General features: G+C 62.3%; 22 protein-coding genes. 13 read left to right on the top strand and 9 right to left on the bottom strand.

The window, feature by feature from the left end:
- The first annotated feature begins 71 nt into the window (after nucleotides 1-71).
- Nucleotides 72-983 carry a prolipoprotein diacylglyceryl transferase gene (gene lgt, locus ABDZ98_RS01980; RefSeq protein WP_160590572.1) on the top strand — a complete coding sequence of 304 codons (912 nt, stop codon included), beginning with the start codon at nucleotides 72-74 and terminating at the stop codon, nucleotides 981-983.
- Between the two features lie 7 nt (nucleotides 984-990).
- Nucleotides 991-2,076: a class I SAM-dependent methyltransferase gene (locus ABDZ98_RS01985; protein WP_160590571.1), complete on the top strand. Its 1,086-nt coding sequence runs from the start codon at nucleotides 991-993 to the stop codon at nucleotides 2,074-2,076.
- A gap of 9 nt (nucleotides 2,077-2,085) precedes the next feature.
- Here the strand turns inward: ABDZ98_RS01985 and ABDZ98_RS01990 are convergent, their stop codons facing one another.
- Nucleotides 2,086-3,597: a sensor histidine kinase gene (locus ABDZ98_RS01990; RefSeq protein ID WP_160590570.1), complete on the bottom strand. Its 1,512-nt coding sequence runs from the start codon at nucleotides 3,595-3,597 to the stop codon at nucleotides 2,086-2,088.
- A gap of 180 nt (nucleotides 3,598-3,777) precedes the next feature.
- Here ABDZ98_RS01990 and ABDZ98_RS01995 point away from each other — a divergent pair, with 180 nt between their 5' ends.
- From ABDZ98_RS01995 to ABDZ98_RS02025, 7 genes are all read left to right on the top strand, one after another.
- Nucleotides 3,778-4,938: an acyl-CoA dehydrogenase family protein gene (locus ABDZ98_RS01995; protein WP_160590569.1), complete on the top strand. Its 1,161-nt coding sequence runs from the start codon at nucleotides 3,778-3,780 to the stop codon at nucleotides 4,936-4,938.
- 17 nt (nucleotides 4,939-4,955) lie between these two features.
- Complete coding sequence (locus ABDZ98_RS02000) at nucleotides 4,956-5,978, top strand: alpha/beta hydrolase (protein ID WP_160590568.1); 1,023 nt, start codon at nucleotides 4,956-4,958, stop codon at nucleotides 5,976-5,978.
- The gene (locus ABDZ98_RS02005) at nucleotides 5,979-6,998 is read left to right on the top strand and encodes an alpha/beta hydrolase (RefSeq protein ID WP_160590567.1); all 1,020 of its coding nucleotides are present in this window, start codon (nucleotides 5,979-5,981) and stop codon (nucleotides 6,996-6,998) included. It abuts the gene before it with no gap.
- Nucleotides 6,999-7,002: 4 nt separating this feature from the next.
- Entirely contained in the window at nucleotides 7,003-8,046 is a 1,044-nt protein-coding gene (locus tag ABDZ98_RS02010; RefSeq protein WP_160590566.1) for an alpha/beta hydrolase, read from the top strand.
- Nucleotides 8,043-9,644 carry a carboxyl transferase domain-containing protein gene (locus tag ABDZ98_RS02015; RefSeq protein ID WP_160590565.1) on the top strand — a complete coding sequence of 534 codons (1,602 nt, stop codon included), beginning with the start codon at nucleotides 8,043-8,045 and terminating at the stop codon, nucleotides 9,642-9,644. The genes ABDZ98_RS02010 and ABDZ98_RS02015 overlap by 4 nt, the downstream gene beginning before the upstream one ends.
- Before the next feature lie 8 nt (nucleotides 9,645-9,652).
- Nucleotides 9,653-10,513: a hypothetical protein gene (locus ABDZ98_RS02020; RefSeq protein WP_160590564.1), complete on the top strand. Its 861-nt coding sequence runs from the start codon at nucleotides 9,653-9,655 to the stop codon at nucleotides 10,511-10,513.
- Nucleotides 10,514-10,583: 70 nt separating this feature from the next.
- Complete coding sequence (locus ABDZ98_RS02025; protein WP_160590563.1) at nucleotides 10,584-11,669, top strand: endonuclease/exonuclease/phosphatase family protein; 1,086 nt, start codon at nucleotides 10,584-10,586, stop codon at nucleotides 11,667-11,669.
- A gap of 24 nt (nucleotides 11,670-11,693) precedes the next feature.
- Here the strand turns inward: ABDZ98_RS02025 and gyrB are convergent, their stop codons facing one another.
- Both gyrB and ABDZ98_RS02035 read right to left on the bottom strand, forming a co-directional pair.
- Entirely contained in the window at nucleotides 11,694-14,195 is a 2,502-nt protein-coding gene (gyrB, locus tag ABDZ98_RS02030; protein WP_160591083.1) for a DNA topoisomerase (ATP-hydrolyzing) subunit B, read from the bottom strand.
- 670 nt (nucleotides 14,196-14,865) lie between these two features.
- Nucleotides 14,866-15,171: a hypothetical protein gene (locus ABDZ98_RS02035; RefSeq protein WP_160590562.1), complete on the bottom strand. Its 306-nt coding sequence runs from the start codon at nucleotides 15,169-15,171 to the stop codon at nucleotides 14,866-14,868.
- Between the two features lie 275 nt (nucleotides 15,172-15,446).
- Here ABDZ98_RS02035 and guaA point away from each other — a divergent pair, with 275 nt between their 5' ends.
- The gene (guaA, locus tag ABDZ98_RS02040; RefSeq protein ID WP_160590561.1) at nucleotides 15,447-17,036 is read left to right on the top strand and encodes a glutamine-hydrolyzing GMP synthase; all 1,590 of its coding nucleotides are present in this window, start codon (nucleotides 15,447-15,449) and stop codon (nucleotides 17,034-17,036) included.
- A gap of 115 nt (nucleotides 17,037-17,151) precedes the next feature.
- Entirely contained in the window at nucleotides 17,152-17,637 is a 486-nt protein-coding gene (locus ABDZ98_RS02045) for a hypothetical protein (protein ID WP_160590560.1), read from the top strand.
- 72 nt (nucleotides 17,638-17,709) lie between these two features.
- Here ABDZ98_RS02045 and ABDZ98_RS02050 read toward each other — a convergent pair whose 3' ends face one another.
- From ABDZ98_RS02050 to ABDZ98_RS02075, 6 genes are all read right to left on the bottom strand, one after another.
- Nucleotides 17,710-18,204 carry an asparaginase domain-containing protein gene (locus ABDZ98_RS02050; RefSeq protein WP_160590559.1) on the bottom strand — a complete coding sequence of 165 codons (495 nt, stop codon included), beginning with the start codon at nucleotides 18,202-18,204 and terminating at the stop codon, nucleotides 17,710-17,712.
- Nucleotides 18,205-18,255: 51 nt separating this feature from the next.
- Complete coding sequence (locus tag ABDZ98_RS02055; RefSeq protein WP_160590558.1) at nucleotides 18,256-18,879, bottom strand: DoxX family membrane protein; 624 nt, start codon at nucleotides 18,877-18,879, stop codon at nucleotides 18,256-18,258.
- Nucleotides 18,876-19,310, bottom strand: a complete 435-nt coding sequence (locus tag ABDZ98_RS02060; RefSeq protein WP_160590557.1) for a DoxX family protein — start codon at nucleotides 19,308-19,310, stop codon at nucleotides 18,876-18,878. The genes ABDZ98_RS02055 and ABDZ98_RS02060 overlap by 4 nt, the downstream gene beginning before the upstream one ends.
- Before the next feature lie 110 nt (nucleotides 19,311-19,420).
- Nucleotides 19,421-19,975, bottom strand: coding sequence for a DUF924 family protein (locus ABDZ98_RS02065; protein WP_160590556.1), 555 nt, complete (start codon nucleotides 19,973-19,975; stop codon nucleotides 19,421-19,423).
- A gap of 9 nt (nucleotides 19,976-19,984) precedes the next feature.
- A complete protein-coding gene (locus ABDZ98_RS02070; RefSeq protein ID WP_160590555.1) occupies nucleotides 19,985-20,389 on the bottom strand; it encodes a hypothetical protein in 405 nt (134 codons plus the stop codon).
- A 93-nt stretch (nucleotides 20,390-20,482) separates the two neighbouring features.
- Nucleotides 20,483-20,707 carry a zinc-finger domain-containing protein gene (locus ABDZ98_RS02075; protein ID WP_160590554.1) on the bottom strand — a complete coding sequence of 75 codons (225 nt, stop codon included), beginning with the start codon at nucleotides 20,705-20,707 and terminating at the stop codon, nucleotides 20,483-20,485.
- Between the two features lie 112 nt (nucleotides 20,708-20,819).
- Here ABDZ98_RS02075 and ABDZ98_RS02080 point away from each other — a divergent pair, with 112 nt between their 5' ends.
- Together ABDZ98_RS02080 and ABDZ98_RS02085 are read left to right on the top strand one after the other, a co-directional pair.
- Nucleotides 20,820-21,779, top strand: coding sequence for an ABC transporter ATP-binding protein (locus tag ABDZ98_RS02080; RefSeq protein WP_160590552.1), 960 nt, complete (start codon nucleotides 20,820-20,822; stop codon nucleotides 21,777-21,779).
- A gap of 137 nt (nucleotides 21,780-21,916) precedes the next feature.
- Entirely contained in the window at nucleotides 21,917-22,942 is a 1,026-nt protein-coding gene (locus ABDZ98_RS02085; protein ID WP_160590550.1) for a methyltransferase, read from the top strand.
- Nucleotides 22,943-22,984 lie beyond the last annotated feature (42 nt).

Below are 22,984 nucleotides of genomic sequence, written 5' to 3' on the forward strand. Positions count from 1 at the left end.
CATGCGGATCAGGGGTTTTACCGGAAGGTGCGCTGTGCCATTGCCTGCGCCAACAACGGGGTGCGGTGACAATGCTCGAATTTCTGGCAGTAGCGACAGGCGGGACGACCAACTGGATCGACCTGGGGCTGAAGAACGGGATCGACCTGGGTATCTTCACCCTGCGCTATTATTCGCTGGCCTATCTGTTCGGCCTGTTTTTCGCCTACTGGCACCTCTCGCTCATGATCAAGGCGCCCGGTGCCCCGCTGGCCCAGCGCCATGCAGACGACCTGTTCTTCTATTGCATGGTCGGCACCATTCTTGGCGGCAGGCTCGGCTATGCCACTTTCTACCAGCCCGAACTGTGGACCACGTTTGAGCCGGACACCTTCATATCCTGGCGCGTGCTGCGCCTGTGGGACGGCGGGATGAGCTTCCACGGCGGGGTGATCGGGGTGACGACGGCGATCGGCTGGGTCTCATGGCGCGGGCAGCTCAATTTCATCCGCGTGTGTGATTATATCGCCGTCAATGTCGGCCCGGCCATGTTGCTGGGGCGGCTGGCCAATTTCATCAATGGCGAACTGTGGGGCCGCGCTGCCCCGGCAGACCTGCCGTGGGCGATGACTTTCTGCGATATCCAGCATTCGGCCAGCACCTGCATCTCCTCTTACGTGCCGCGCCATCCCAGCCAGCTTTACGAAGCGCTGCTGGAAGGGGCGCTGGTGGCCGCGGTGCTGATCCCGCTGTTCTGGTTCAGCCGGGCGCGTTATCGCCCCGGCCTGCTGGTGGGCACTTTCACCGTGCTGATCGCTTCGGGCCGGTTCATCGTGGAATTCTTCCGCGAACCCGATGCCCAGCTGGCGGAATTTGCCGTGCGCACCGGCCTCAACATGGGCCAGTGGCTGACCATTCCGCTGATCCTGGGCGGGCTGGGGCTGGTCATATGGGCGCTCACCCGCACGCCGCTGGCAAGCGGACACAAGCGGCCTGCCGGCTGACCGGGCGATGGACCACGGCAAATCCGGGACTGGTGCGGGCGATGATCTGGGGGATATTTTCCGGCGGCTGATATCGTCCACCGGACCCATCAGCCTGATGCACTTCATGGGCGAATCCAACGCCCGCTATTATTCCAGTCGCGATCCGTTCGGGTCCGAAGGCGATTTCATCACCGCGCCCGAGATCAGCCAGATGTTTGGCGAGCTGATCGGCCTGTGGCTGGCCGATCTGTGGATCAGGGGCGGACGAACGGAGCCGGTCCATTATGTGGAACTGGGGCCGGGGCGCGGTTTCCTGGCGCGCGATGCCGGGCGGGCGATGAAGCGCTATGGCCTCAGGCCGCGGATGCATCTGGTGGAAGGGTCCACCCGGCTGCGCGATGTGCAGCTGGAACAGGTTCCCGATGCGATTTTCCACGATGACCTGTCCACCGTACCCATGCGCGGACCGGTGCTGATCGTCGGCAATGAATTCCTCGATGCGCTGCCGGTGCGGCAACTGATCATGACCGCCGAGGGCTGGCGTGAGGTGATGGTGGGCGTCGATGGCGATGAATTCGTGCTGCTGCCCGGTCGCCAGCCGATGGATTCCGCCGTGCCGGAGGCGCGCCGACAGGCCGAAGTGGGCACGGTGATGGAAACCTGTCCCGGTGCTGCGGCCAATATGTTCGAAGTGGCGGGCCGACTGGTTGCCCAGGGCGGCGCGGCGCTGTTCATCGATTATGGCCATATCCAGCCGCGCAGCGGATCGACGCTGCAGGCGGTGCGCGCGCACCAGAAGCTGGAGCCGTTGAGCGCGCCGGGGCAGGCCGACCTCACCGCCCATGTCGATTTTGACCAGATGAAGCAGATTGCCCTGTCGCGCGGGGCCAAATGGGTGGGCACGGTCACGCAGGGCGAGTGGCTGCGTGCACTGGGCATCGACCAGCGCGCCGAATCGCTGGCGGACTTTGCCCCGCAGCACCGGCAGGCACTGATGTCTGCGCGTGACCGGCTGGTTGCGCCCGATCAGATGGGCGATCTGTTCAAGGTGATGGCGCTGGCGGGGCCTGAATGGCCACATGGCGCGGGCTTTCCCGAGGATTATTCGTAACGCCAGGCGTCAGGTTGAGGCCTCGGTTTCAGCCATCAGGCCCATCGGGGCGATGGCGTCCCTCGGTAGCACCAGTTCAACCACCAGCCCGGCCGGCTCGAACCGGCGTTCCCAGCTGCCCTGCAACTGGCCGGTGACCGTCAGGTCGACAAGCCGCGATCCGAACCCGCTTTTGCCATTGTCCTGCGGCGGCGGCCCGCCATGTTCCTGCCACAGAAGGTGAACCTGCTCGCCATCCTCGGCAATGTTCAGCGTCACCGTTCCGCCATCCACGCTCAGCGCGCCATATTTGGCCGAATTGGTCGCCAGTTCATGGAATATCAGCGCGATCGATGTGGCCGCGGCCTGACCCACGGCGCTTTCCTGCCCGGTCACGATCACGCGCGGTTCCTGTCCGGCGGCGCGATAGGGGGCAAACACCACTTCGAGCAGGCCCTTGAGGCTCTCCCGCGTCGAGCCGCTGGCAGGGCGGACGAAATCATGCGCCCGGCCCAGCGCGCGCAGCGTATCGTTCAGCGTCTCGGCAAAGTCCTTGTGCTCGGGTTCCTTGCGCGCCTGCAGGGATACCAGCCCGCTGACCACGGCGAAGATGTTCTTGATCCGGTGCGACAGCTCCTTGGCCAGCATGTCGCGGCTTTCGGAAAGCTTATGCGCATCGTCGATGTCGGTCATGGTGCCGAACCAGCGGATGCGGTCCCCCACGCCGGTCTTCACCGGCAGCGCGCGCACCAGCATCCAGCGATATTGCCCGTCGGCGCGGCGCAGGCGGTTCTCCCGCTCATACGGCTTGCGCGTGGCGATGGCCTCCATCCAGTCATCGATGATATCCTGATAATCGTCAGGATGCAGGACGGTGCGCCCGATCTCCTCATTATAAGGCAGCGGCGCGCCGGTGAATTCCTGCCAGCGCCGGTTGAAGTAATCGAACACGCCATCCTGATTGGCGGAAAAGGCAATGTCGGGCATCGAATCCGCCAGCGCCTTGAAGCGCGCCTCGCTACGCTCGATCTCACGCGTGGCCACCAGCCCCTGCCGGCGAGAGCGCAGGCGGCGCATGGCGGCCTGTGCCAGCACTGCCAGCCCTTCGCGCTGGAACTCATTCAACGCCTCGGCATGGGGTTGCAGATCGATCACGCACAAGGTGCCCAGCGGCGCGCCTTCATCGGAAACCAGCGGCTGGCCGGCATAATAGCGCACATGCGGATCGCCGGTGACCAGCGGATTATCGGCAAAGCGCGCATCCAGCGCGGCATCGGCCACTTCCATGATCTCCGACTGACCCAGCGCATGGGTGCAGAACGAAATTCCGCGCGGCGTCTCACGCTGGTCCACCCCGGTGCGGGCCAGGAAGAACTGCCGCCGGTCATCCAGCAAGGTCACCATCGATGCGGGCACGTTGCACAGTTTTGCGGCGAAATTGACGATCGCCTGCAATTCGGGGTCGTCTTCCAGCGCCTCTGCCTGGAAATCCTCCAGCACGCGCAGGCGCTTCTCCTCATCCGAATACTCGGGTGAAGGCATGGGCATTTCGGCCAGCGGTTTGGGATCGTGAAGATTCAACCTGTTTGCTCCGTTGTCAGGATAGGATGTCCGCCCCGGCTTGGCCAGAAAACAAGTTCTTGGGGGGATGATGTTTCATCTGTAACCACTAGGCCCGATGGCAGCGCCTTGCTATGCCTGCAAGGCAAGGAGAGAGACGTCATGCGCGCAACCCCCGATTTCGACTTTGCCCTGGGCGAAAACGCCGCGATGATCCGCGAAAGCGTGAGCCGCTTTGCCGATGAACAGATTGCGCCAAGAGCGCAGCAAGTGGACCGGGACGATGCATTTCCGCGGGACCTGTGGCCACAGATGGGTGAACTGGGGCTGCACGGAATCACGGTTTCTGAAGAAGATGGCGGTCTTGGCCTGGGCTATCTGGAGCACACTATCGCGGTGGAGGAAGTGAGCCGCGCCAGCGCCTCTGTCGGCCTTTCCTATGGCGCCCATTCCAACCTGTGTGTCAACCAGATCGCCCGCTGGGGCACGGCGCAGCAGAAGGCGCGCCACCTGCCGCGCCTGATCAGCGGCGAGCATGTCGGCGCGCTGGCGATGAGCGAGCCGGGCGCGGGATCGGACGTGATCGCCATGAAACTGCGCGCCGACAGGGTCGATGGCGGGTGGAAGCTCAACGGCACCAAGTTCTGGATCACCAATGGCCATTATGCCGATGTGGTGGTGGTCTATGCCAAGACCGATCCCGATGGCGGATCCAAAGGCATCACCGCCTTCGTGGTCGAAAAGCACATGGCGGGGTTCGAGCCGGGGCAGAAGATCGGCAAGATGGGCATGCGCGGATCGCCCACGTCGGAACTGGTGTTCGATGATTGCACCGTGCCTGACAGCCATGTGCTGGGCGAAGTGGGCGCAGGCGCGCGGGTGCTGATGAGCGGGCTGGACTATGAACGCACGGTGCTGTCCGGCGTGCAGCTGGGCATCATGCAGGCCTGCCTCGACACGGTGATCCCCTACGTCCGTGAGCGCCGCCAATTCGGCCAGGCCATCGGCAGTTTCCAGCTGATCCAGGCCAAGGTGGCGGACATGTATGTGGCGCTGCAATCGGCGCGTGCCTATGCCTATGCCGTGGCGCGGGCGTGCGATGCGGGCAAGACCACGCGCTTCGATGCAGCAGGCGCGATCCTGCTGGCGAGCGAAAGCGCCTTTCGCGTGGCGGGAGAGGCGGTGCAGGCGCTGGGCGGGGCGGGCTACACCACCGACTGGCCGGTGGAACGTTACCTGCGAGATGCAAAGTTGCTGGACATCGGCGCAGGAACCAACGAAATTCGCCGCATGCTGATCGGCCGGGAACTGATCGGCACCTGACGTTTGAGGGGAGATCAATGCTGAACAGGTTCATCGGCGCGCTTGGCGCGGCCACCATCACACTGGCCATAACTGCCGCGCCCGCATTGGCGCAGGACGCCGCCCGGATCGAGTGGACAAGTTTTCACAGCCGCGCGATGGAGGGCAATCTGGAAGGCAATAGCGCCGAGCGCGGCGTCTATGTCGTAACGCCGCCCGGATATGACGAGAATCCGACCAGGCATTATCCGGTGGTCATATTCCTGCACGGCTATTTCGCGACCCCGCAAATGTACCAGCAGAGCATGCATTTCGAAGAGTCGGTGCAGGCGGCGGCCGAGGCCGGTCATGACATGATCATGGTGATCCCTGACGGGCATTCAAAGCTAAAGGGCGGGTTCTATTCGAGCAGCCCGGTAGTCGGCGACTACGAGGCAATGGTGGCACAGGATCTGGTTTCCTGGGTTGATGCCAATTATCGCACCATCGCCGATCCCGACAGCCGCGGCCTGTCCGGCCATTCCATGGGCGGGTACGGCACAATCCGCATCGCAATGAAACACCCGGGCGTGTTTTCCAGCATCTATATGATGAGCGCATGCTGCCTGCCGCCGCAGCCGATCGATGCCGAACAGGCGGCCGGCATCAATGTGCTGACCGAGGCGGAATTGGACGGCGCCCAGTTTGGCGCGCTGGCGGGGGCCTCGACCGGGGCGGCCTGGGCGCCCGATCCCAACGCCGAAAACGCCTTGATGATCGATACCACGCTGGGTGATGATGGCGCCATCGACAAGCTGGTGGAATACCGCATGGCAGCCAATTCGCCGGTGGTGATCCTGCCGCAATATCTGAGCTCGCTAAACGATCTTGAAGGTTTCGCCATCGATATTGGGGATGCCGATTTCCTGCTGCAGGGCAACCGCACCTTCATGGCCGAACTTGACCGCTTCGGCGTCGAATATCAGTTCCAGCTGTATGAAGGCGATCACGGCAACCGCATCGCGGAACGCATCCGCACTCATGTGCTGCCATTCTTTGCCGCACACCTGGATGGCGAATAGATGCTGAGACAGATCGCTCCGGCCTGCGCTATTGCCTGCGCCGCCATCGCCGCATTGCTGTCCGTGCCGTCAGCCGCACAGGACCATGCCCGCATCAATGAAGTCACCTTTCACAGCCCCGCGCTGGAAGGGAACTGGGAAGGCAATCCGGCAGACCGGCTGGCGCTGGTGTTCACTCCGCCCGGCTATGATGAGAACCCCGGCAGGCATTACCGTGTGGTCTATTTCCTCCACGGATACTGGGCCACGCCACAAATGTACCAGGACTTCGCCCATTTCGAGGAGGCGGTGGACGAAGCCGCCGCTGCGGGTGAGGACTTCATCCTGGTGATGCCCGACGGGCAATCGCGCATGCGCGGCAGCTTCTATTCCAGTTCCCCCACCACGGGCGATTTCGAAACCTATGTGGCGCGTGACCTGGTGGCCTATGTCGACGCCAATTTCCGCACCGTCGCCAACCGCGAATCGCGCGGGCTGGCCGGCCATTCGATGGGCGGATACGGCACATTGCGCCTCGGCATGAAGTTCCCCGATGTGTTCTCCAGCATCTACGCGATGAGCGCCTGCTGCCAGCTGGTGCGCGATCTGTCGGCGGACGATGCGCGGCAGGCTGAAGGCATCACGGACGAGGTGATCGCCGATGCCGAATTCGGCCAGCTTGGAGCGATGCCCTTCCTCGCCGCATGGTCGCCCGATCCCGATGGCACCAATTTCGTCGACAATGGCCTGCTGGATGACGGCACGATCGATCCGGCGGTCACCGCGCGCATCGCCGCCAACTCGATCATTCCCATGCTGCCGCAATATCTGCCCAATCTGCGTCAGCTGGAAGCCATCGCCTTTGACGTGGGCAATGCAGACAGCCTGAGCGTGGGCAATGAAGCCATGCATCAAGAGCTGCTGCGCTTTGGCGTGGACCATGTTTACGAGGTTTATGAAGGCGATCACGGAAACCGGATCGCCGCGCGTATCCGCAGCCATGTGCTGCCCTTTTTTGCCGAACACCTGGATGAGGAATAACCCAATGCTCAAAGGCCTTATTATCACCGCAGCGGCGCTGACCGCGCTGACCGCCCAGCCCGCACTGGCGCAAAACATCACCGCGCCTGACGCGGTAGTGCCCGCCGGTATCACGGTGGAAGCACCGATGGTTCACGGTGCCTCGCTGGAAGGCAACCTGGAAGGCAACAGCGCCGACCGTGAAGTGATGGTGGTGCTGCCGCCGTCCTATGCCAGCAGCCCCAGCCGGCATTATCCGGTGGTCTATTACCTCCACGGCTTCGCCATCTCCGGCCGCGATTTCTACGATTACATGCAGGTCCCCACCGCCGTGGCTGAAAATGCCGCAGCGGGCCGTGAGTTCATCGTGGTGGTGCCCGATACGCTGACGGCGATGGGCGGATCGATGTATTCCAACTCCGTCACCACCGGCAACTTCCGCGAGTTCATCGCCAAGGATCTGGTGGCCTATATGGACGCCAATTACCGCACCATTCCCACCCGCGAAGGGCGCGGGCTGGCGGGCCATTCGATGGGCGGATACGGCACCTGGGTTACCGCCATGACCTATCCCGAAAGCTTCGGATCGATCTGGGCGCAGAGCGCCTGCTGCGTTTCGCCGCGCGGTGAAACGGTGGAGAGCGCCACCGCCATGGCCGCTGTCCCGCGTGACGGAGTGGACCAGTCCGGCTTTGGCATGCGCGCCGGGCTCGCCTCTGCCGTGGCATGGGCGCCCAATCCGCTCAAGCCGCCGTTCTACGTTGATTTCCCGCTCGCCGCAGACGGCACGGTCGATCAGCTGGTGATCGCGCGCTGGGCCAACAACTCTCCGCTCGCCATGGTCTCCAGCCATATCGATGCGCTGCAAAGCTTCGACGCCATCGGCAGCGACGTCGGCGAACAGGACGGCCTGATCCGCGACGACACGATGATCAGCGCGGAGCTGGACAAGTTCGGCATCAAGCACATCTTCGAAACCTATGAAGGCACCCACACCGACAAGATCGGCCAGCGCTTCAACGAACTGGTACTGCCGTTCTTTGCCGAGCATCTGAATATGGTGGAATGAGCGGACCCGTTCTCTCAACCAAGCTGGATGTAACCAGCGAAGAAAGCCGCCAGCGCGCGAGGCATAATCGCGCGCTGGCGGAAGAATTGCGCGCAAAGGTCGCCAAGGCGGCGCTCGGCGGGTCCGAACGCAGCCGGGAGCGGCACACGGCGCGCGGCAAGCTGCTGCCGCGGGAGCGGGTCGAGCGGCTGCTCGATCCCGGCTCGCCTTTTCTGGAAATCGGGCAACTGGCGGCGGGCGGGCTGTATGATGATGCGGTGCCGGGCGCAGGGCTGATCGCGGGCATTGGCCGGGTGTCCGGGCGGCAGGCGATGATCGTGTGTAATGATGCCACGGTGAAGGGCGGCACTTATTATCCGATGAGCGTGAAGAAGCACCTTCGCGCGCAGGAGATCGCGCAGGCCAACCGCCTGCCGTGCCTCTATCTGGTGGATAGCGGCGGCGCCAATCTGCCGCATCAGGCGGAGGTGTTTCCTGATCGCGACCACTTTGGGCGGATATTCTTCAATCAGGCCAATATGTCCGCGCTGGGCATTGCGCAGATTGCCTGCGTGATGGGCAGCTGCACCGCGGGCGGTGCCTATGTCCCGGCGATGAGCGATGAGAGCGTGATCGTGCGCGATCAGGGCACCATCTTCCTGGCCGGTCCGCCGCTGGTAAAAGCGGCCACGGGGGAGGAGATTTCGGCCGAGGATCTGGGCGGCGGCGCGCTGCATGCCAGGAAGTCCGGCGTGGCCGATCATCTGGCCGAAAATGACGAACACGCGCTGACCATCTTGCGTGATATCGTCAGCCATATGGGCTTTTCCACAAAAGCTGAAGTTAACTTGAGAGAGCCGATTGCGCCGAAGTTTGACGCCGAGGACCTGTACTCCATCATCCCCGACGACGTGCGCGCGCCCTATGACGTGCACGAGGTGATCGCGCGGCTGGTGGACGCCAGCGAGTTCCACGAATTCAAGGCGCAATATGGCGCAACACTGGTGTGCGGCTTTGCGCATATCTGGGGCATGCCCGTGGCGATTCTGGCCAACAATGGGGTGCTGTTTTCCGAAAGCGCGGTGAAGGGCGCTCACTTCATAGAGCTGGCCTGCCAGCGCGGTATACCGCTGTTGTTCCTGCAGAATATCTCCGGCTTCATGGTCGGCGGCAAGTATGAGGCGGAAGGCATCGCCAAGCATGGCGCCAAGCTGGTGACCGCCGTCGCCACGGCGCAGGTTCCCAAGCTTACGGTGGTGATCGGCGGCAGTTTTGGCGCCGGCAATTACGGCATGTGCGGACGAGCTTACGATCCGCGCTTCCTGTTCACCTGGCCCAATGCGCGCATCAGCGTGATGGGCGGCGAACAGGCCGCCAGCGTGCTCGCCACCGTCCACCGCGATGCCGACAGCTGGAGCGAGGAAGAAGCCGAAGCCTTCAAGGCCCCGATCCGCGAGAAATACGAGACCGAGGGCAACCCATATTACGCCACCGCCCGCCTGTGGGATGACGGCGTGATCGACCCTGTCCAGACGCGCGACGTGTTGGGGCTGAGCCTCGCGGCCTGTCTGGAAGCGCCATTCGAGGACCGCCCGAGGTTCGGCGTGTTCAGGATGTAATCGAGGCCATGGCTTTCCAACCATTTGGCGATCATTTTGAGGTGGCATCGCACATGCCAGTGGATGCGGTGAAGGCCGCAATTCGGGCGAACAAGAAGAGCTGGTTTGATCCCAAGCGTGGTGCCCGAGGCTGGATCGTGGGACCCTTCCTGTGCCTGTGGATCAGTGCTCTTGATAAAAACGGGCCAATGGTGCTGGCGCGCATTTCAGTCGACGGCTTCGGCACGCGGATAAGCGGCAGGGCAGGCTCCGACCTCAATGGCCTGATTGGCATGACGTTCATGGCCTGCCTTATGGCGGCAATCCCACTGATTGCTCATTGGCGTGCTGATACACTGGCGCCAGTATTCTATCTGGCGTTGGCTCTCGTATTTTTTTCAGTGGGATTGTCATTCTGGTTTGCAAACAAGTCGCGCCGGGATGCTGAGCCCCTGATCAGATTTCTGCGTCGGACGGTAAACCCTGCGGCAAAGGTTCCGAAACCACCGAAGTCTTCAGTCGCTTTTCCTGCACAAACAGCGGTGCCGATGCACCTCGATTTTTCGGGTGAGGAAGTGTTTGATAATGTCTCCCCCAATGCGGTGCGCGACATGCTGTGCCGGATTGCGGAGGATGAAGATGGCTTTGCTATCCTTTCCTTCGATGATGGGCACTATCTGCAAACCGCCTGGGCCGATGACGGTTTTGTCCTTGAGAAGCGCGAAGGCAGCGAAGATCTTCACTTCATTGCAGTTCGCGCAGGCGATCCTCAACCGGCAAGGGGACGCGGCTCCAGCCTGTCGCTTGCAGAAATCGAAACTGCCTTCGCGGCATATTGCGAGCAGGTGCCCATCACGGATGCCCTTGGATGGCAGCCACTCTTCCGCTGAGCGCCAGAGCTCAAAACTCAAGCCGACCGCGCAGGAACATTCGCGCCGCCCAAGGCTTGGGTAAGGTAGTATGGCGCGCAACATCCTGATCCGTATCACCAAGGCGATGATTGCCTTGCTGACCATCGCGACATTTGTCGGGATCGTCGCTGTCGATGCCTGGTGGATTCGGGTTTTCGATTTCCCGCGCCTGCAATTCGCCGCGCTGCTGGTGCTGGCGATGGCGGGTCTGTTTGCGCTGTGCCGGGCGAAGGCGCGCTGGTGGCTGGCGGTGGGCACGGTGGCGCTGGCGTTCCAGCTGTATCAGGTCTTTCCCTATTCATCGCTGGCCGATCGGCAGGCGATCCCGGCGATCAACTGCGTGCCGGAGCGGCGCCTGCACCTGCTCTCGCTCAACGTGCTGCAGGACAATCGCGATTATGGTCGTACGCTGGAGCTGGTGCGCACCGAGCAGCCGGACGTGTTCCTGGCGATGGAAGTGGATGCGGCATGGATCGATGCACTCACCCCGCTGGAGGTGGACTATCCCTATTCGCGCAGGATTCCGCTGGATAACAAATATGGCATGGCGCTCTATTCACGCCTGCCGCTGAGCGAGGTCGAGCATCTGGAGCTGGCGGGTGACGATACGCCGCTGATCCGCGCGCGGGTGGAGATGGGCAGCGGCCTGCGCCCCACCTTCTTTGCCGTCCATCCGCTTCCCCCACGTCCGGGGCAGGACAGCGGCCAGCGGGATGCCGAGCTGGTGCTGCTGGCCGATCTGGTGCGCGATTCTGGGCGCCCCACTCTGGTGATGGGCGATTTCAACGATGTGCCGTGGTCACGTGTGAGCGAGACGTTCCAGCGCGTGGGCGAGATGGTCGATCCGCGTATTGGCCGCGGCTTCTTCGCCAGCTTCGATGCCACCAATCCGGCCATGCGCTGGCCGCTCGACCATCTGTTTCACACCGAGGATTTCGGCGTCATGCGGTTCGAGACCGGGCAGGGTGTCGGCTCCGACCATTATCCGCTGATCGCGACACTGTGCCTGCAGACAGAGCGGTTCGAGCCGTTGCAGGACGCGCCCGCCTATACGCAAGAAGCGCGAGAGAATGCCCGCGAGGAGCTGGAAAGCGCCGATCCCGCCATGGTGGACGCAATACCGGGTAACGAGTGAGGGCGCGCCCCAGACGTAGCTGAATCAAACGTCCAGATTGGCCACGTTCAGCGCATTGTCCTGAATGAACTCGCGCCGCGGTTCGACCACGTCGCCCATCAGGCGGGTGAAGATTTCGTCCGTAACGTCGGCGTCTTCCACCTTTACCTGCAGCAGGATGCGCACATCGGGGTCGAGCGTGGTTTCCCACAGCTGGTCGGCGTTCATTTCGCCCAGACCCTTGTAGCGCTGAATGGAGAGGCCCTTGCGGCCCGCGGCCATCACTGCATCCACCAGCTGGGTTGCCAGGGTGATTGCACCATCGCCCGCCACCACGGCGGTTTCGGCCTCGGTGCCGTCCTCGTCTGCGGCCACTTCCTCCACCGGCTCCGGCTCTGCCGCGCTGGAACGCACCAGCCGCACGGGCGTGGTGAACACGCCGCCCTGATCGCCGGCACGGGCATGCAGGCGGCGCGCTTCGCCGCTTTCGAGGAACTTGGCTTCGATCAGGTGGACATCGGTCACGCCGCGCCACACGCGGTCAAAGCGCACGTGGCCATCTTCGGCAATGCGCGCGGACCAGCGGGCCTCGCTGTCGCCCATTTGCAGATGGGCGGCGCAGGCATCCAGCCGCTCGGCACGTTGGTCCAGCGTCAGCCCGGGCTCGAACGCGCCGTTCAGCGCCATCGCTTCCACCACATTGTAGTTATATTTGCGCGGTACGAAGGCGAGCGTGTTCTTGAGGCGCAGGGCCTGCTCCACCAGCTCTGCCAGATCGGCCCCGCTGCGCGCGCCGCCTGCCGTTTCCAGAACGCGGCCCTGCAATCCGGCTTCCACCAGATAGCGATCGAGCGCGGGCTGGTCCTTCAGGTAAACCTCGCTGCGGCCCTTGGCGACCTTGTACAAAGGCGGCTGAGCGATGAACAAATGCCCGGCTTCCACAATCGCGGGCATCTGCCGGTGGAAGAAGGTGAGCAGCAGCGTGCGGATATGCGCGCCGTCGACGTCGGCGTCGGTCATGATCACGATCTTGTGATAGCGCAGCTTCTCAAGGTTGAATTCCTCGCGAATGCCGGTGCCCATCGCCTGGATCAGCGTGCCCACTTCCTTGGAGGAGATGATCCGGTCCAGCCGCGCGCGCTCCACGTTGAGGATCTTGCCCTTCAGCGGCAGGATCGCCTGCGTCTTGCGGTCACGGCCCTGCTTGGCGCTGCCGCCAGCGGAATCGCCCTCCACCAGGAACAATTCGGACTTGGCGGGATCGCGTTCCTGGCAGTCAGCCAGCTTGCCGGGCAGGCTGGCGATGCTCATCGCGCCCTTGCGGCTCATCTCGCGGGCGCGCTTGGCGGCCTCGCGCGCGGCGGCGGCATCGATCACCTTCTGGATGATGGATTTGGCGTCGGCGGGGTTTTCCTCCAGCCATTCGCTCATCTTCTCACCCATCAGGCTTTCCAGCGGCTGGCGCACTTCGGAGGAGACCAGCTTGTCCTTGGTCTGGCTGGAGAACTTGGGATCGGGCAGCTTGACCGATACGATGGCGGTCAGCCCTTCGCGCATGTCCTCACCCGAAAGCGAGACCTTTTCCTTCTTCAGCAGGCCCGAGCTATCGGCATAATTGTTGATCGTGCGGGTCAGCGCAGAACGGAATGCGGCCAGATGCGTGCCGCCATCGCGCTGCGGGATGTTGTTGGTGAAACACAGCACGTTTTCGTAATAGCTGTCGTTCCATTCCAGCGCGACATCGATGCCGATGCCTTCCTTCTCCGCCGAGACGGAGATGGGTTCGGGCACCAGCGGCTGCTTGTTGCGGTCGAGATATTTCACGAAAGCCGCGATGCCGCCTTCGTAGAACAGGTCATGCTCCAGCGGCTCCTCTCCGCGATTGTCGCGGATCAGGATGCGTACGCCGGAATTGAGGAAGGCCAGCTCGCGGTAGCGATGCTCCAGCTTGTCGAAATCATATTCCAGCACGTTCTTGAACGTTTCGCTGGAGGCCATGAAGGTAACGCGCGTGCCCTTCTTGAAGCCATTGTCATCCGCATTGCCGTCAACCCTGGGCGCATCGGCGCGAATGACCAGCGGGGATACGGCGTCGCCGTGTTCAAAGCGGATGTAATGTTCCTTGCCATCGCGCCACACCACCAGTTCCAGCCATTCCGACAGGGCGTTGACGACCGAGACGCCCACGCCGTGCAGGCCGCCTGAAACCTTGTAGGCGTTCTCGTCATTGGTGTTGTCGAATTTGCCGCCCGCGTGCAGCTGGGTCATGATGACTTCTGCGGCGGAGACGCCTTCTTCCTTGTGGATACCCACCGGAATTCCGCGGCCATTATCTTCCACGGACACCGATCCATCGGGATTCAGCTCTATCAGCACCAGGTCGCAGTGGCCCGCCAGCGCCTCGTCAATGGCGTTGTCCGACACTTCGAACACCATGTGGTGCAGGCCGGAGCCATCGTCGGTATCGCCGATATACATGCCGGGGCGTTTGCGCACCGCATCCAGGCCCTTGAGAACCTTGATACTTTCGGCGCCATACTCGCCCATGCGCTTGGTGTTGCTGGCCGGAGTTTCGGCAGAAATTTCCGCGGGAGTTTCAGGTGTTTCCGTCATGCTCATTATATAGGAATCGCAGGGCGTAAAAGGAAGCTGGTGTGACACTACTCCACAAGTTTACGCGCAAGGGGACGGCGGGTTTGGCCTGGGACCTGCGTCTGACCCGCGCCCAAACGCAAACGGCCGCCCGGTGAGGGGCGGCCGCTTTACTGGTCAGCTGTTGGGCCGGCTCAGGCCATCCACACTGCCGGATAGGGCAGGCGGCCTACGCTTTCGAGGTAGGACTTCAGCAAACGCTTGAGAAGATTGATCATGATGGATCTCCTTGAAGGGGGGAGGGAGAGGGTGTGCGGCTCGCTTCAGGTCAGACCAGGATAGCGTTCAGCATGGTGGCGCTGATCGCTACGGAGGCGAGAGAGGCGAGGACGATGGTTGCAAGATTGCGCATTGTGAAACTCCTGATTGGCGAACGGGAGGGGGGATTCGCCTTCGGGGGGCCAAATGGGGCGCGTAATTAAATAATACAAATGCGAAAAATTCGACAAGTGTTGCGTATTTTGCAACAGTGATTTCGCGAGACGCATCCATCTTGTAGCCGACAGGCCAGGCGGGGTTGGGAGAGGAGTAACCCGGCCGGGCCTGCCGACTATTCGTGGGCCGATCAGCGCAGGGCCACTGCCAGATTGGCGGCGGTGTTGCGCTGGGCCAGCTGGGCTTCCACTTGCTGGCGCGCATCGGCGATGCAGGCGGCGTAGAGTTCCCAGCCCTTGAGGTTACGGATGAAAGGCTTCTCGCAGGCATTTTCCACTGCGATTTCAGCCAGCCTGTCCAGGGAGGCGGGAGCCTCTTGCGACGCACGATGCGCCGGATTGCTGGTGACGATGATCTGCACGGTCTGTGCGGCGGCGGGTGCTGCGCCCAGCAGGGCGGCGGCGAGCGCGGCGGCAGACATGATAATGGTCTTCATGATGTGAACTCCAATCAAAAGGGTCGATCTGCTTTCAGGTCCTGTCCCGGGCCTTCCTGCCCTCTTGCTGCACCACTGTTGTGCATTGCAGCATAGAATTGTGCAAATGCGAAAAGAGCCACACGTGTTGCGCATTTTTCAACGACGTTTCTCATGAAACTGAAATATTCGCGGCTGAGCATGGAGATCCGCCCGGCCAAATGTCCGGCAGGCAATTGTGGTCTGTGCATCCGCGCCGCTGGACAGGCGCGGGCCTTGGGGGCTAGCGATCCGGCATGAACCCAACAGATTCTCAAAGCGCCCTTCTTCCCGATTCCATCCTGATCGTCGATTTCGGCAGTCAGGTGACCCAGCTGATCGCGCGCCGCGTGCGCGAGGCGGGCGTCTATTCCGAAATCGCCCCCTTCACGCTGGCAGAGGAAGCGTTCCACCGGATGAAGCCCAAGGGCATCATCCTGTCAGGCTCACCCGCAAGTGTTCCCGATGAAGGATCGCCGCGCGCGCCTAAATTGCTGTTCGCAGCCGGCGTGCCGATTCTGGGCATCTGCTATGGCCAGCAGGTGATGAGCCACCAGCTGGGCGGCGAAGTGCGCCCCGGACACGAAACCGGCGAAGGGGGCGAATTTGGCCGCGCTTTCCTGACCGTGACAAAGGAATGCGCGCTGTTTGACGGGTTGTGGAACGTGGGCGAGCGCCATCAGGTGTGGATGAGCCATGGCGACAAGGTCACCCGCTTTGCCGACGGATTCGAGATTGTCGCGATATCTGACGGTGCGCCCTTCGCGGTGATCGCGGATGAGAAGCGCAAGTTCTACGGCACGCAGTTCCACCCCGAAGTGGTGCACACGCCCGATGGCGGAAAGCTGATCGCCAATTTCGTGCGCCATGTCTGCGGGCTGGCGGGTGACTGGACCATGGCCGCCTATCGCGAGACAAAGGTGGCCCAGATCCGGGAGCAGGTGGGAGATGGAAAGGTCATCTGCGGCCTGTCCGGCGGGGTCGACAGCTCGGTCGCGGCAATCCTGATTCATGAGGCGATCGGGGACCAGCTGACCTGCGTGTTCGTCGATCACGGCCTGCTGCGCCTGAATGAGCGCGAACAGGTGGAGAGCCTGTTCCGCGACCATTACAACATCCCGCTGGTGGTGGTGGATGCGGAGGATCGCTTCATGGCGGGCCTTGCGGGTGAGACCGACCCGGAAAAGAAGCGCAAGTTCATCGGCGGAGAATTCATCGCCGTGTTCGAGGAGGAGGCGGCCCGCATCGGCGGGGCAGATTTCCTCGCCCAGGGCACGCTCTATCCCGATGTGATCGAGAGCGTATCCTTCACCGGCGGGCCTTCGGTGACGATCAAGAGCCACCACAATGTCGGCGGTCTGCCCGAACGCATGAACATGCAGCTGGTCGAACCCTTGCGCGAACTGTTCAAGGATGAGGTGCGCGAACTGGGCCGCGAACTGGGCCTCAACGACCTGTTCGTTGGCCGCCACCCGTTCCCCGGCCCCGGCCTCGCCATCCGTATTCCGGGCGAAGTGACCAAGGAACGCTGCGATATCTTGCGCAAGGCCGATGCCATCTATCTGGACGAGATCCGCAAGGCCGGCCTGTATGACGCGATCTGGCAGGCCTTCGCCGTGCTGCTGCCGGTCAAGACCGTGGGCGTGATGGGCGACTATCGCACATACGACAACGTCTGCGGCCTGCGCGCCGTGACCAGCACCGACGGCATGACCGCCGACGTCTACCCCTTCGACGCCCACTTCCTCACCGGCTGCGCCACCCGCATCGTCAACGAAGTGCAAGGCATCAACCGCGTGGTCTATGACTACACGTCAAAGCCACCAGGCACGATTGAGTGGGAATGAGGTGTCTGCAGACTTAAAATCAGAATGGCGCTTGCGCCTGTCTGAATGGCAGGGCCCAGACGTCTTTTCCAATCTAGTTATGGAGTGCCGTCTCGAATTAGGAAGGTTTTCTCCTATGATTGAGCATGGCACACAGTTTTGGCGTGATGCTTGGATCGCTGCTGAATTTGGTAAACTGAGCAAAGCTGATCAAGTCAGGCTCTTGCATCCTGAGCCGTTCCCTGATTTCGCGGCGCGCTTTGGCAGTTTAACCCGACATTTCGAAGCAACTGAAGCGATGTTACCTCGACGTCGGGGCGATGAGTATCGTGAAGATTTGGAGGCGCATAGTGCTGGTCAGACCGTGCTGAGAGAGCATCCATCTGAACAATGGCTCACCGCTTCGACTACTTACACTCTCTTGAAACGAGCGGCGGCAAAGAAAGCAGAAAAGCCTTATGCCCCTAATTGCTCCTTGATTATCTATCTAAACGAGAGCGATTACGGATCCGAAGGGCAGCAGATCGAAGAGCAGTTTAAGTCGGCAACAGAGATTGCTGCAAGAAGGTTTCAATCCGTGCATATCCTATGGGGAAGCAAGTTGCACACGGTTTGGGAATAGTGAAGTTTAGTATTACATCTGTTGGTGATTACGACACAGATTCACTAGGTCGAATCCATTCAAGGGCTCTTATTATTCGATCTGTACAAACCGCCCAGCCTCGCGGTCCTTCTTCACCCGTAGCCCGTCAAACACCTGTCCGCTCATGGCGATGTAGACGCCCGGCGCGCAGGTCTGGGCGGCGGCGAAGGCCAGGCCCAGGTTGAAGGCGGCGTCGCTTTCAGTGAAGCGGGCGGGGGCGAGCGCTCCGGTCAGGACCATGGTCTTGCCGGGAATGGCGGCGAGCGCGCCGGCGGTGTCGGTCATGGTGTCAGTGCCGTGGGTGATGACGATGCGGCTTTCGGGCGCGGCGGCGGCGCGCGCGGCGATCAGCGCGCGGTCATCATCGGTCAGCTCCAGGCTGTCCTTGCGCAGCACTTCCTCGATCCTGAACGGATGCGCCACGCGGCCAATGCGCAGCAGCATGCCCACGGTGCTTTCACCCACCTGATATTCGCTCAGCGCGTCAAAATACTGCTTGTCGATCGTGCCGCCGGTGGTGAGGATCAAGATGGGTTCGCTGGTCATTCCCTGCTCCTAGCGCAGGTGCAGCCCCCGGCCCAAGACCTCAAACCGGTCTCAGCCCCTGGCCACCACGCTTTGTGCCGTGCGCAGCAGCAGCACGGTGGCGGGCCAGAGCAACACCACGAGGCAAAAGAAGGCGAACACGGCCGGCACTATCAACTGGAAGAAGGCCGCCGCGCCCAGCAGCGGCAGCAGCGCCAGCGCAAACTTGCGCGGCGCGGTCTGCCCGGCGGGATTGGCGTAGAGCGATTCGTAATACTCGCCGTTTTCAGCGCCCTCTCCCGCAGCAAGCGGGCGGCGCTCCAGCATCGGCCGGTAATGATCCATATGCGCCAGCATCAGCAGCGCATTCAGCCCCACCACGATGACGGCCACCAGCGCCCACAGCGGATCGCGTTCCAGCACCAGCGCCCAGTACAGCGCGCAGACGTTGACCGGCATCACTGCCGCCAGCGCCAGCGGCATGAACAGCCCGGCCAGCACCAGCGCACCCGCCACCAGCTGGATGCCCATGGCGACATTGATCAGCTCACTGAATTGCAACGCTTCCATCAATTGCACGGCCAGCGGCATGGTGCCGGTGGGCATCGGCAGGAATTGTCCGAAGAAATGGCTCAGCCCGTTGGCGAGCATGATCAGGCCGAACACCAGCCGGGCAGGCAGCAGCAGGCGGTTCATGCGCCGTCTCCTGAAAGCATGGGTGAGCCGGGCAGGCGCGGCGTCGTGCGCATCGCCAGCACGGGCAGGTAGGTGCGGATATAGGCGAGGCACAACAGCAGGTTCGCGCCCAGCACTGCCCAGCCATAATAGGCCGAAACGGAGCCCCAGCCCTGCAACGGCACATCCCAGTACCACACGTTGAACGAGACGGGCAGCAGCATCACCAGCGCCAGCGGCACGCGCCAGCCGGTTATCAGGCAGATCCCGGCAAACAGCTCCACGGCCTTGACCAGCGCGAACAGCCTGGAATCGATCAGCGCGGTCATCAGCGCCGTGCTTTCAGGCACATTGCCATACGGCTGGTAGAACAGCGGATAGAAATGGTTGAGGCCTGCGGGCACCAGCCACGCGGCAAATCCCAGCCTGAGCAGCCACACGGCATATTTCATCGTTCCATCCCCCGCATATTCCTCGGGGCAAGTCTCAATGGCTGCCCTCACCGCAGATTAGGCACCGCCGGGATGAAAAGTAAATGGCCGGGCCGCTCTGGCCATTCACCCTACCAGGCAAAGCCTGCCTTCACCGCGCGTATTTCCGCCGCAGTGCTGGTGCGGCCCAGAGCTTCATTGCGGTGGGGAAAGCGGCCAAAGCGGGCGATTATGGCATGGTGGTCGCGCGCGAACTGCATGCCAAAACGCGGGCCAAGCTGCGTGTAATAGCGCACAGCGAGCAGCTGGTCGGCCATCTGCTCGCTGTGCATCAGCGGCAGGGCCAGGAACTGGCGCTGGGCCGGTGTCAGCCCACTGTCCCACCCGCGCGCCAGCACGGCGCGGGTCAGCGCGCGCGCCTTGGCATCAAAGGCAAACGCCTTGGCGCTGCCGGAATAGAGGTTGCGGGGGAGTTGATCGAACAGCAGCACGGCAGCCAGCGCGGTGTGCGGATCGGACAGGAATTCATGATCGGGGCGGTTTTGCAGCGCTGTCAGCCAGCGTTCAAAGCCATTGCGCAGGATGGCGGTGGCCTTGTCCGATCCGCCCCACCAGTCTTGCGGGTCCAGCTGGTGGAACCACAGGTGCAGCAGGTTGGCTGCCCAGCCTCTTTGCCCGGCAGCCACCTGTCTGGATCAGCCGCGATCGACCTTGTTGTAGGCCACGAAATCTTCGAGGAACAAGGCGCCGGTCACGAACTGCGAATAGCGATCCATCGTGCGGATCACGTCGGTCCGGCACAACTGGCTGCCAAAGCGTTCGATGATAGGCACATCGGTATCGCGCAGGCGTTCCGGCCTGACAGCGCGGGCGACGTAGATCGTGTCCCCGGCGTCATAGACCAGCCCGACATACGGGATGACCTGCAGATCATTGGAACGGAAGGTGGTGATGCAGCTCTGCGATTCGCCGGCTTCATAGCCTTCGAGCATTTCAGCAAGGCGCGTTTCGCCGCGTTCCTGGCGGGTTTCAGCCTGTGCCGCAGTTGCGCCCAGGGCCAATGCGGCGCTGGCGGCTGCAAGTGTAAGAAGCTTTTTCATCGTCATTCTCCCTAGATGGGACAAAGTCTCATATCGCTACTTAACACAGGCTGACCGGAATCGATGGGAAAATCGCCCGAAGACCCTTCGGGATCAGGCCGCCTGCTTGCCAGCCGTGATATCCGCCGGGCCGCCCTTGAGGATGAATCGCCGGTCGCAATATCCGCAATCGACAAAGCCCTTCTCGTCGATCTGCATATACACGCGCGGATGGCCCAGGGCGGCGGGGCGATAGCCGGTGCCGCCGCGAATTTCGCCAGCGCCATCGCAGCTGACGCGCGGGGTATCGACCAGTGTGGTTTCGGGTGCATTGTCCATGGGCACACGCCCTATATCGTCAGCATGATTCAGGCAATATCGCTGCTGCCCGATCGGCGCTGCAAACCGGGGGGACTTTACCTGCGCGCCGCAAGCGGCCAATGGATGCCCCATGCCTGACACAACACCAGATAACTCCCCGGCGATCGAAATTCGTGACGTCGTCAAGCAATATGCCAGCAGCAACAAGGCAGAGCCCAAGCTGGCGCTGAAGGGGCTTTCCTTCGATGTGCCGCAAGGCGGCGTGTTCGGCCTGCTCGGCCCCAATGGCGCGGGCAAATCCACGCTGATCAACATCATGGCCGGGTTGGTCAACAAGACCAGCGGATCGATCAGGATCTGGGGCCACGATATCGACCGGGATCACCGCAACGCCAAGACCTGCATCGGCATCGTGCCGCAGGAAATCGTCTTCGATCCGTTCTTCACCCCGTTCGAGGTGCTGGAGAATCAGGGCGGCATGTACGGCATCGCCAAGTCTCTGCGCCGGTCGGAGGAACTGCTGCGCGCGGTGCGGCTGGAAGACAAGCGCGATGCCTATGCCCGCACATTGTCTGGCGGGATGAAGCGCCGCCTGCTGATCGCCAAGGCGATGGTCCATTCGCCGCCGATCCTGGTGCTGGATGAGCCGACGGCAGGCGTGGACGTGGAACTGCGCCGCCAGCTGTGGGAACTGGTGGGCGATCTCAACGATCAGGGCGTGACCGTGGTGCTGACCACCCATTACCTGGAGGAGGCGGAGCAATTGTGTGACCGCATCGCCATCATCAACCACGGTGAGCTGATCACCAACAAGCCCACCCGCGAACTGGTGGGCATGATGGGTGAGAAGATCGTGGCGGTCACGGTCGATGCCGACATCACCGACCTGCCGCACGATCCGCGCTTCCGCAAATGCGTGAAGGCGGGCGAACGGGTGATCGAAGTCACCTATGACAAGTCCGAGATGACCGCCGGACAGGTGCTCGCCAAATTGCAGGAACAGGGCTTTACGGTGGACGATGTGACCACCCGCGAAGCCGATCTGGAAGACGTGTTCGTGCAGCTGACCAGCCAGGTGGGGCAGGGCTGAGGCAGGGCTGAGGCAGGGCTGAGGCAGGGCTGAGGCAAGGCCGGGGCAAGGCTGGGCAGCCGCCCGGCTTTTCGCGTTACATTTCGCTCAACAGGCGTAGACTTCCTCCGGGTCGCGAACCTTGGGGGAGGATTCGCATGAATGACAATGATCTGGAAACACCGCCTGCCGCCGCGCAACTGATGGATATCGCCTGGGGGTACTGGACCAGCCAGATCCTGCGGCAGACTGCGGAAATGGGGCTGGCAGACAGGTTTTCCGGCGCGCCGCGCACGGCAGATGATCTGTGCGCCGAATATGGCATGCACCAGCCCAGCTTTCGCCGCTTCATGCGCACGCTGACAGGGATGGGGCTGGTCGAAACGGTCGGCCCGCACACCTATAGCCTGACCGAAATGGGAGAGGCGCTGAAGACCGGCGCGCCCGGTTCCGCCCGATCCACCGTGATCAGCCTGATCGGCAAGCTGGTCAGCCCGTCATGGGAAAACCTCGATTACTCGCTCACCACGGGGGAGCCGGGTTTCGAGAAGCACTATGGCAAGGGCCTGTTCGAACATATCCAGCAAGTGCCCGGCATGGCGGAGATGTTCTCCGAAACGATGGTCGGCATTCACGGGAAGGAGCCGCCTGCGGTGGCTGCCGCCTATGATTTCTCGGGCATCGGATCGCTGGTCGATGTGGGCGGGGCATCGGGCAATATGCTTGGCCATATCCTCTCGCGCCATGAAGGCCTGCATGGCGTGCTGTATGACCTGCCGCATGTGGTGGCCGATGCGCCCGCGCTGCTGGGCAAGTTCGGCGTGACGGACCGCGTTTCGATTGTCGGCGGCAGCTTCTTTGACGGTGTGCCCACGGGCCATGATGCCTATCTGATGTCGCACATCATCCACGATTGGGATGAGCAGGAATGCGCCACCATCCTTGGCCATTGCCACGCGGCCATGCACGACGATGGCCGGTTGCTGCTGGTGGAGATGGTGCTGCCCGAAAGCGATGAGCCGCATCCGGGCAAGGTGTTGGACATGATGATGCTGGTCGGCCCAGGCGGCGCCGAACGCACGCCGGGTGAATATGAGCACTTGCTGGCCGCAAGCGGCTTCAGGATGACCCGCGTGGTCCCCACTGCGTCCGCAGTCAGCGTGGTGGAGGCGGTGAAGGCCTGAGAAGTGGGCCTCCTAAACCGGATATTTATCACTTTGCTTGCA

Origin of the sequence: Alteraurantiacibacter aestuarii, assembly GCF_039523595.1 — a bacterium.
GTDB lineage: Bacteria > Pseudomonadota > Alphaproteobacteria > Sphingomonadales > Sphingomonadaceae > Alteraurantiacibacter > Alteraurantiacibacter aestuarii.

Coding starts and splice junctions, on each gene's coding strand:
- lgt (WP_160590572.1), top strand. CDS start 72: ATGCTCGAATTTCTGGCAGTAGCGACAGGCGGGACGACCAACTGGATC.
- ABDZ98_RS01985 (WP_160590571.1), top strand. CDS start 991: ATGGACCACGGCAAATCCGGGACTGGTGCGGGCGATGATCTGGGGGAT.
- ABDZ98_RS01990 (WP_160590570.1), bottom strand. CDS start 3,597: ATGCCTTCACCCGAGTATTCGGATGAGGAGAAGCGCCTGCGCGTGCTG.
- ABDZ98_RS01995 (WP_160590569.1), top strand. CDS start 3,778: ATGCGCGCAACCCCCGATTTCGACTTTGCCCTGGGCGAAAACGCCGCG.
- ABDZ98_RS02000 (WP_160590568.1), top strand. CDS start 4,956: ATGCTGAACAGGTTCATCGGCGCGCTTGGCGCGGCCACCATCACACTG.
- ABDZ98_RS02005 (WP_160590567.1), top strand. CDS start 5,979: ATGCTGAGACAGATCGCTCCGGCCTGCGCTATTGCCTGCGCCGCCATC.
- ABDZ98_RS02010 (WP_160590566.1), top strand. CDS start 7,003: ATGCTCAAAGGCCTTATTATCACCGCAGCGGCGCTGACCGCGCTGACC.
- ABDZ98_RS02015 (WP_160590565.1), top strand. CDS start 8,043: ATGAGCGGACCCGTTCTCTCAACCAAGCTGGATGTAACCAGCGAAGAA.
- ABDZ98_RS02020 (WP_160590564.1), top strand. CDS start 9,653: ATGGCTTTCCAACCATTTGGCGATCATTTTGAGGTGGCATCGCACATG.
- ABDZ98_RS02025 (WP_160590563.1), top strand. CDS start 10,584: ATGGCGCGCAACATCCTGATCCGTATCACCAAGGCGATGATTGCCTTG.
- gyrB (WP_160591083.1), bottom strand. CDS start 14,195: ATGGGCGAGTATGGCGCCGAAAGTATCAAGGTTCTCAAGGGCCTGGAT.
- ABDZ98_RS02035 (WP_160590562.1), bottom strand. CDS start 15,171: ATGAAGACCATTATCATGTCTGCCGCCGCGCTCGCCGCCGCCCTGCTG.
- guaA (WP_160590561.1), top strand. CDS start 15,447: ATGAACCCAACAGATTCTCAAAGCGCCCTTCTTCCCGATTCCATCCTG.
- ABDZ98_RS02045 (WP_160590560.1), top strand. CDS start 17,152: ATGATTGAGCATGGCACACAGTTTTGGCGTGATGCTTGGATCGCTGCT.
- ABDZ98_RS02050 (WP_160590559.1), bottom strand. CDS start 18,204: ATGACCAGCGAACCCATCTTGATCCTCACCACCGGCGGCACGATCGAC.
- ABDZ98_RS02055 (WP_160590558.1), bottom strand. CDS start 18,879: ATGAACCGCCTGCTGCTGCCTGCCCGGCTGGTGTTCGGCCTGATCATG.
- ABDZ98_RS02060 (WP_160590557.1), bottom strand. CDS start 19,310: ATGAAATATGCCGTGTGGCTGCTCAGGCTGGGATTTGCCGCGTGGCTG.
- ABDZ98_RS02070 (WP_160590555.1), bottom strand. CDS start 20,389: ATGAAAAAGCTTCTTACACTTGCAGCCGCCAGCGCCGCATTGGCCCTG.
- ABDZ98_RS02075 (WP_160590554.1), bottom strand. CDS start 20,707: ATGGACAATGCACCCGAAACCACACTGGTCGATACCCCGCGCGTCAGC.
- ABDZ98_RS02080 (WP_160590552.1), top strand. CDS start 20,820: ATGCCTGACACAACACCAGATAACTCCCCGGCGATCGAAATTCGTGAC.
- ABDZ98_RS02085 (WP_160590550.1), top strand. CDS start 21,917: ATGAATGACAATGATCTGGAAACACCGCCTGCCGCCGCGCAACTGATG.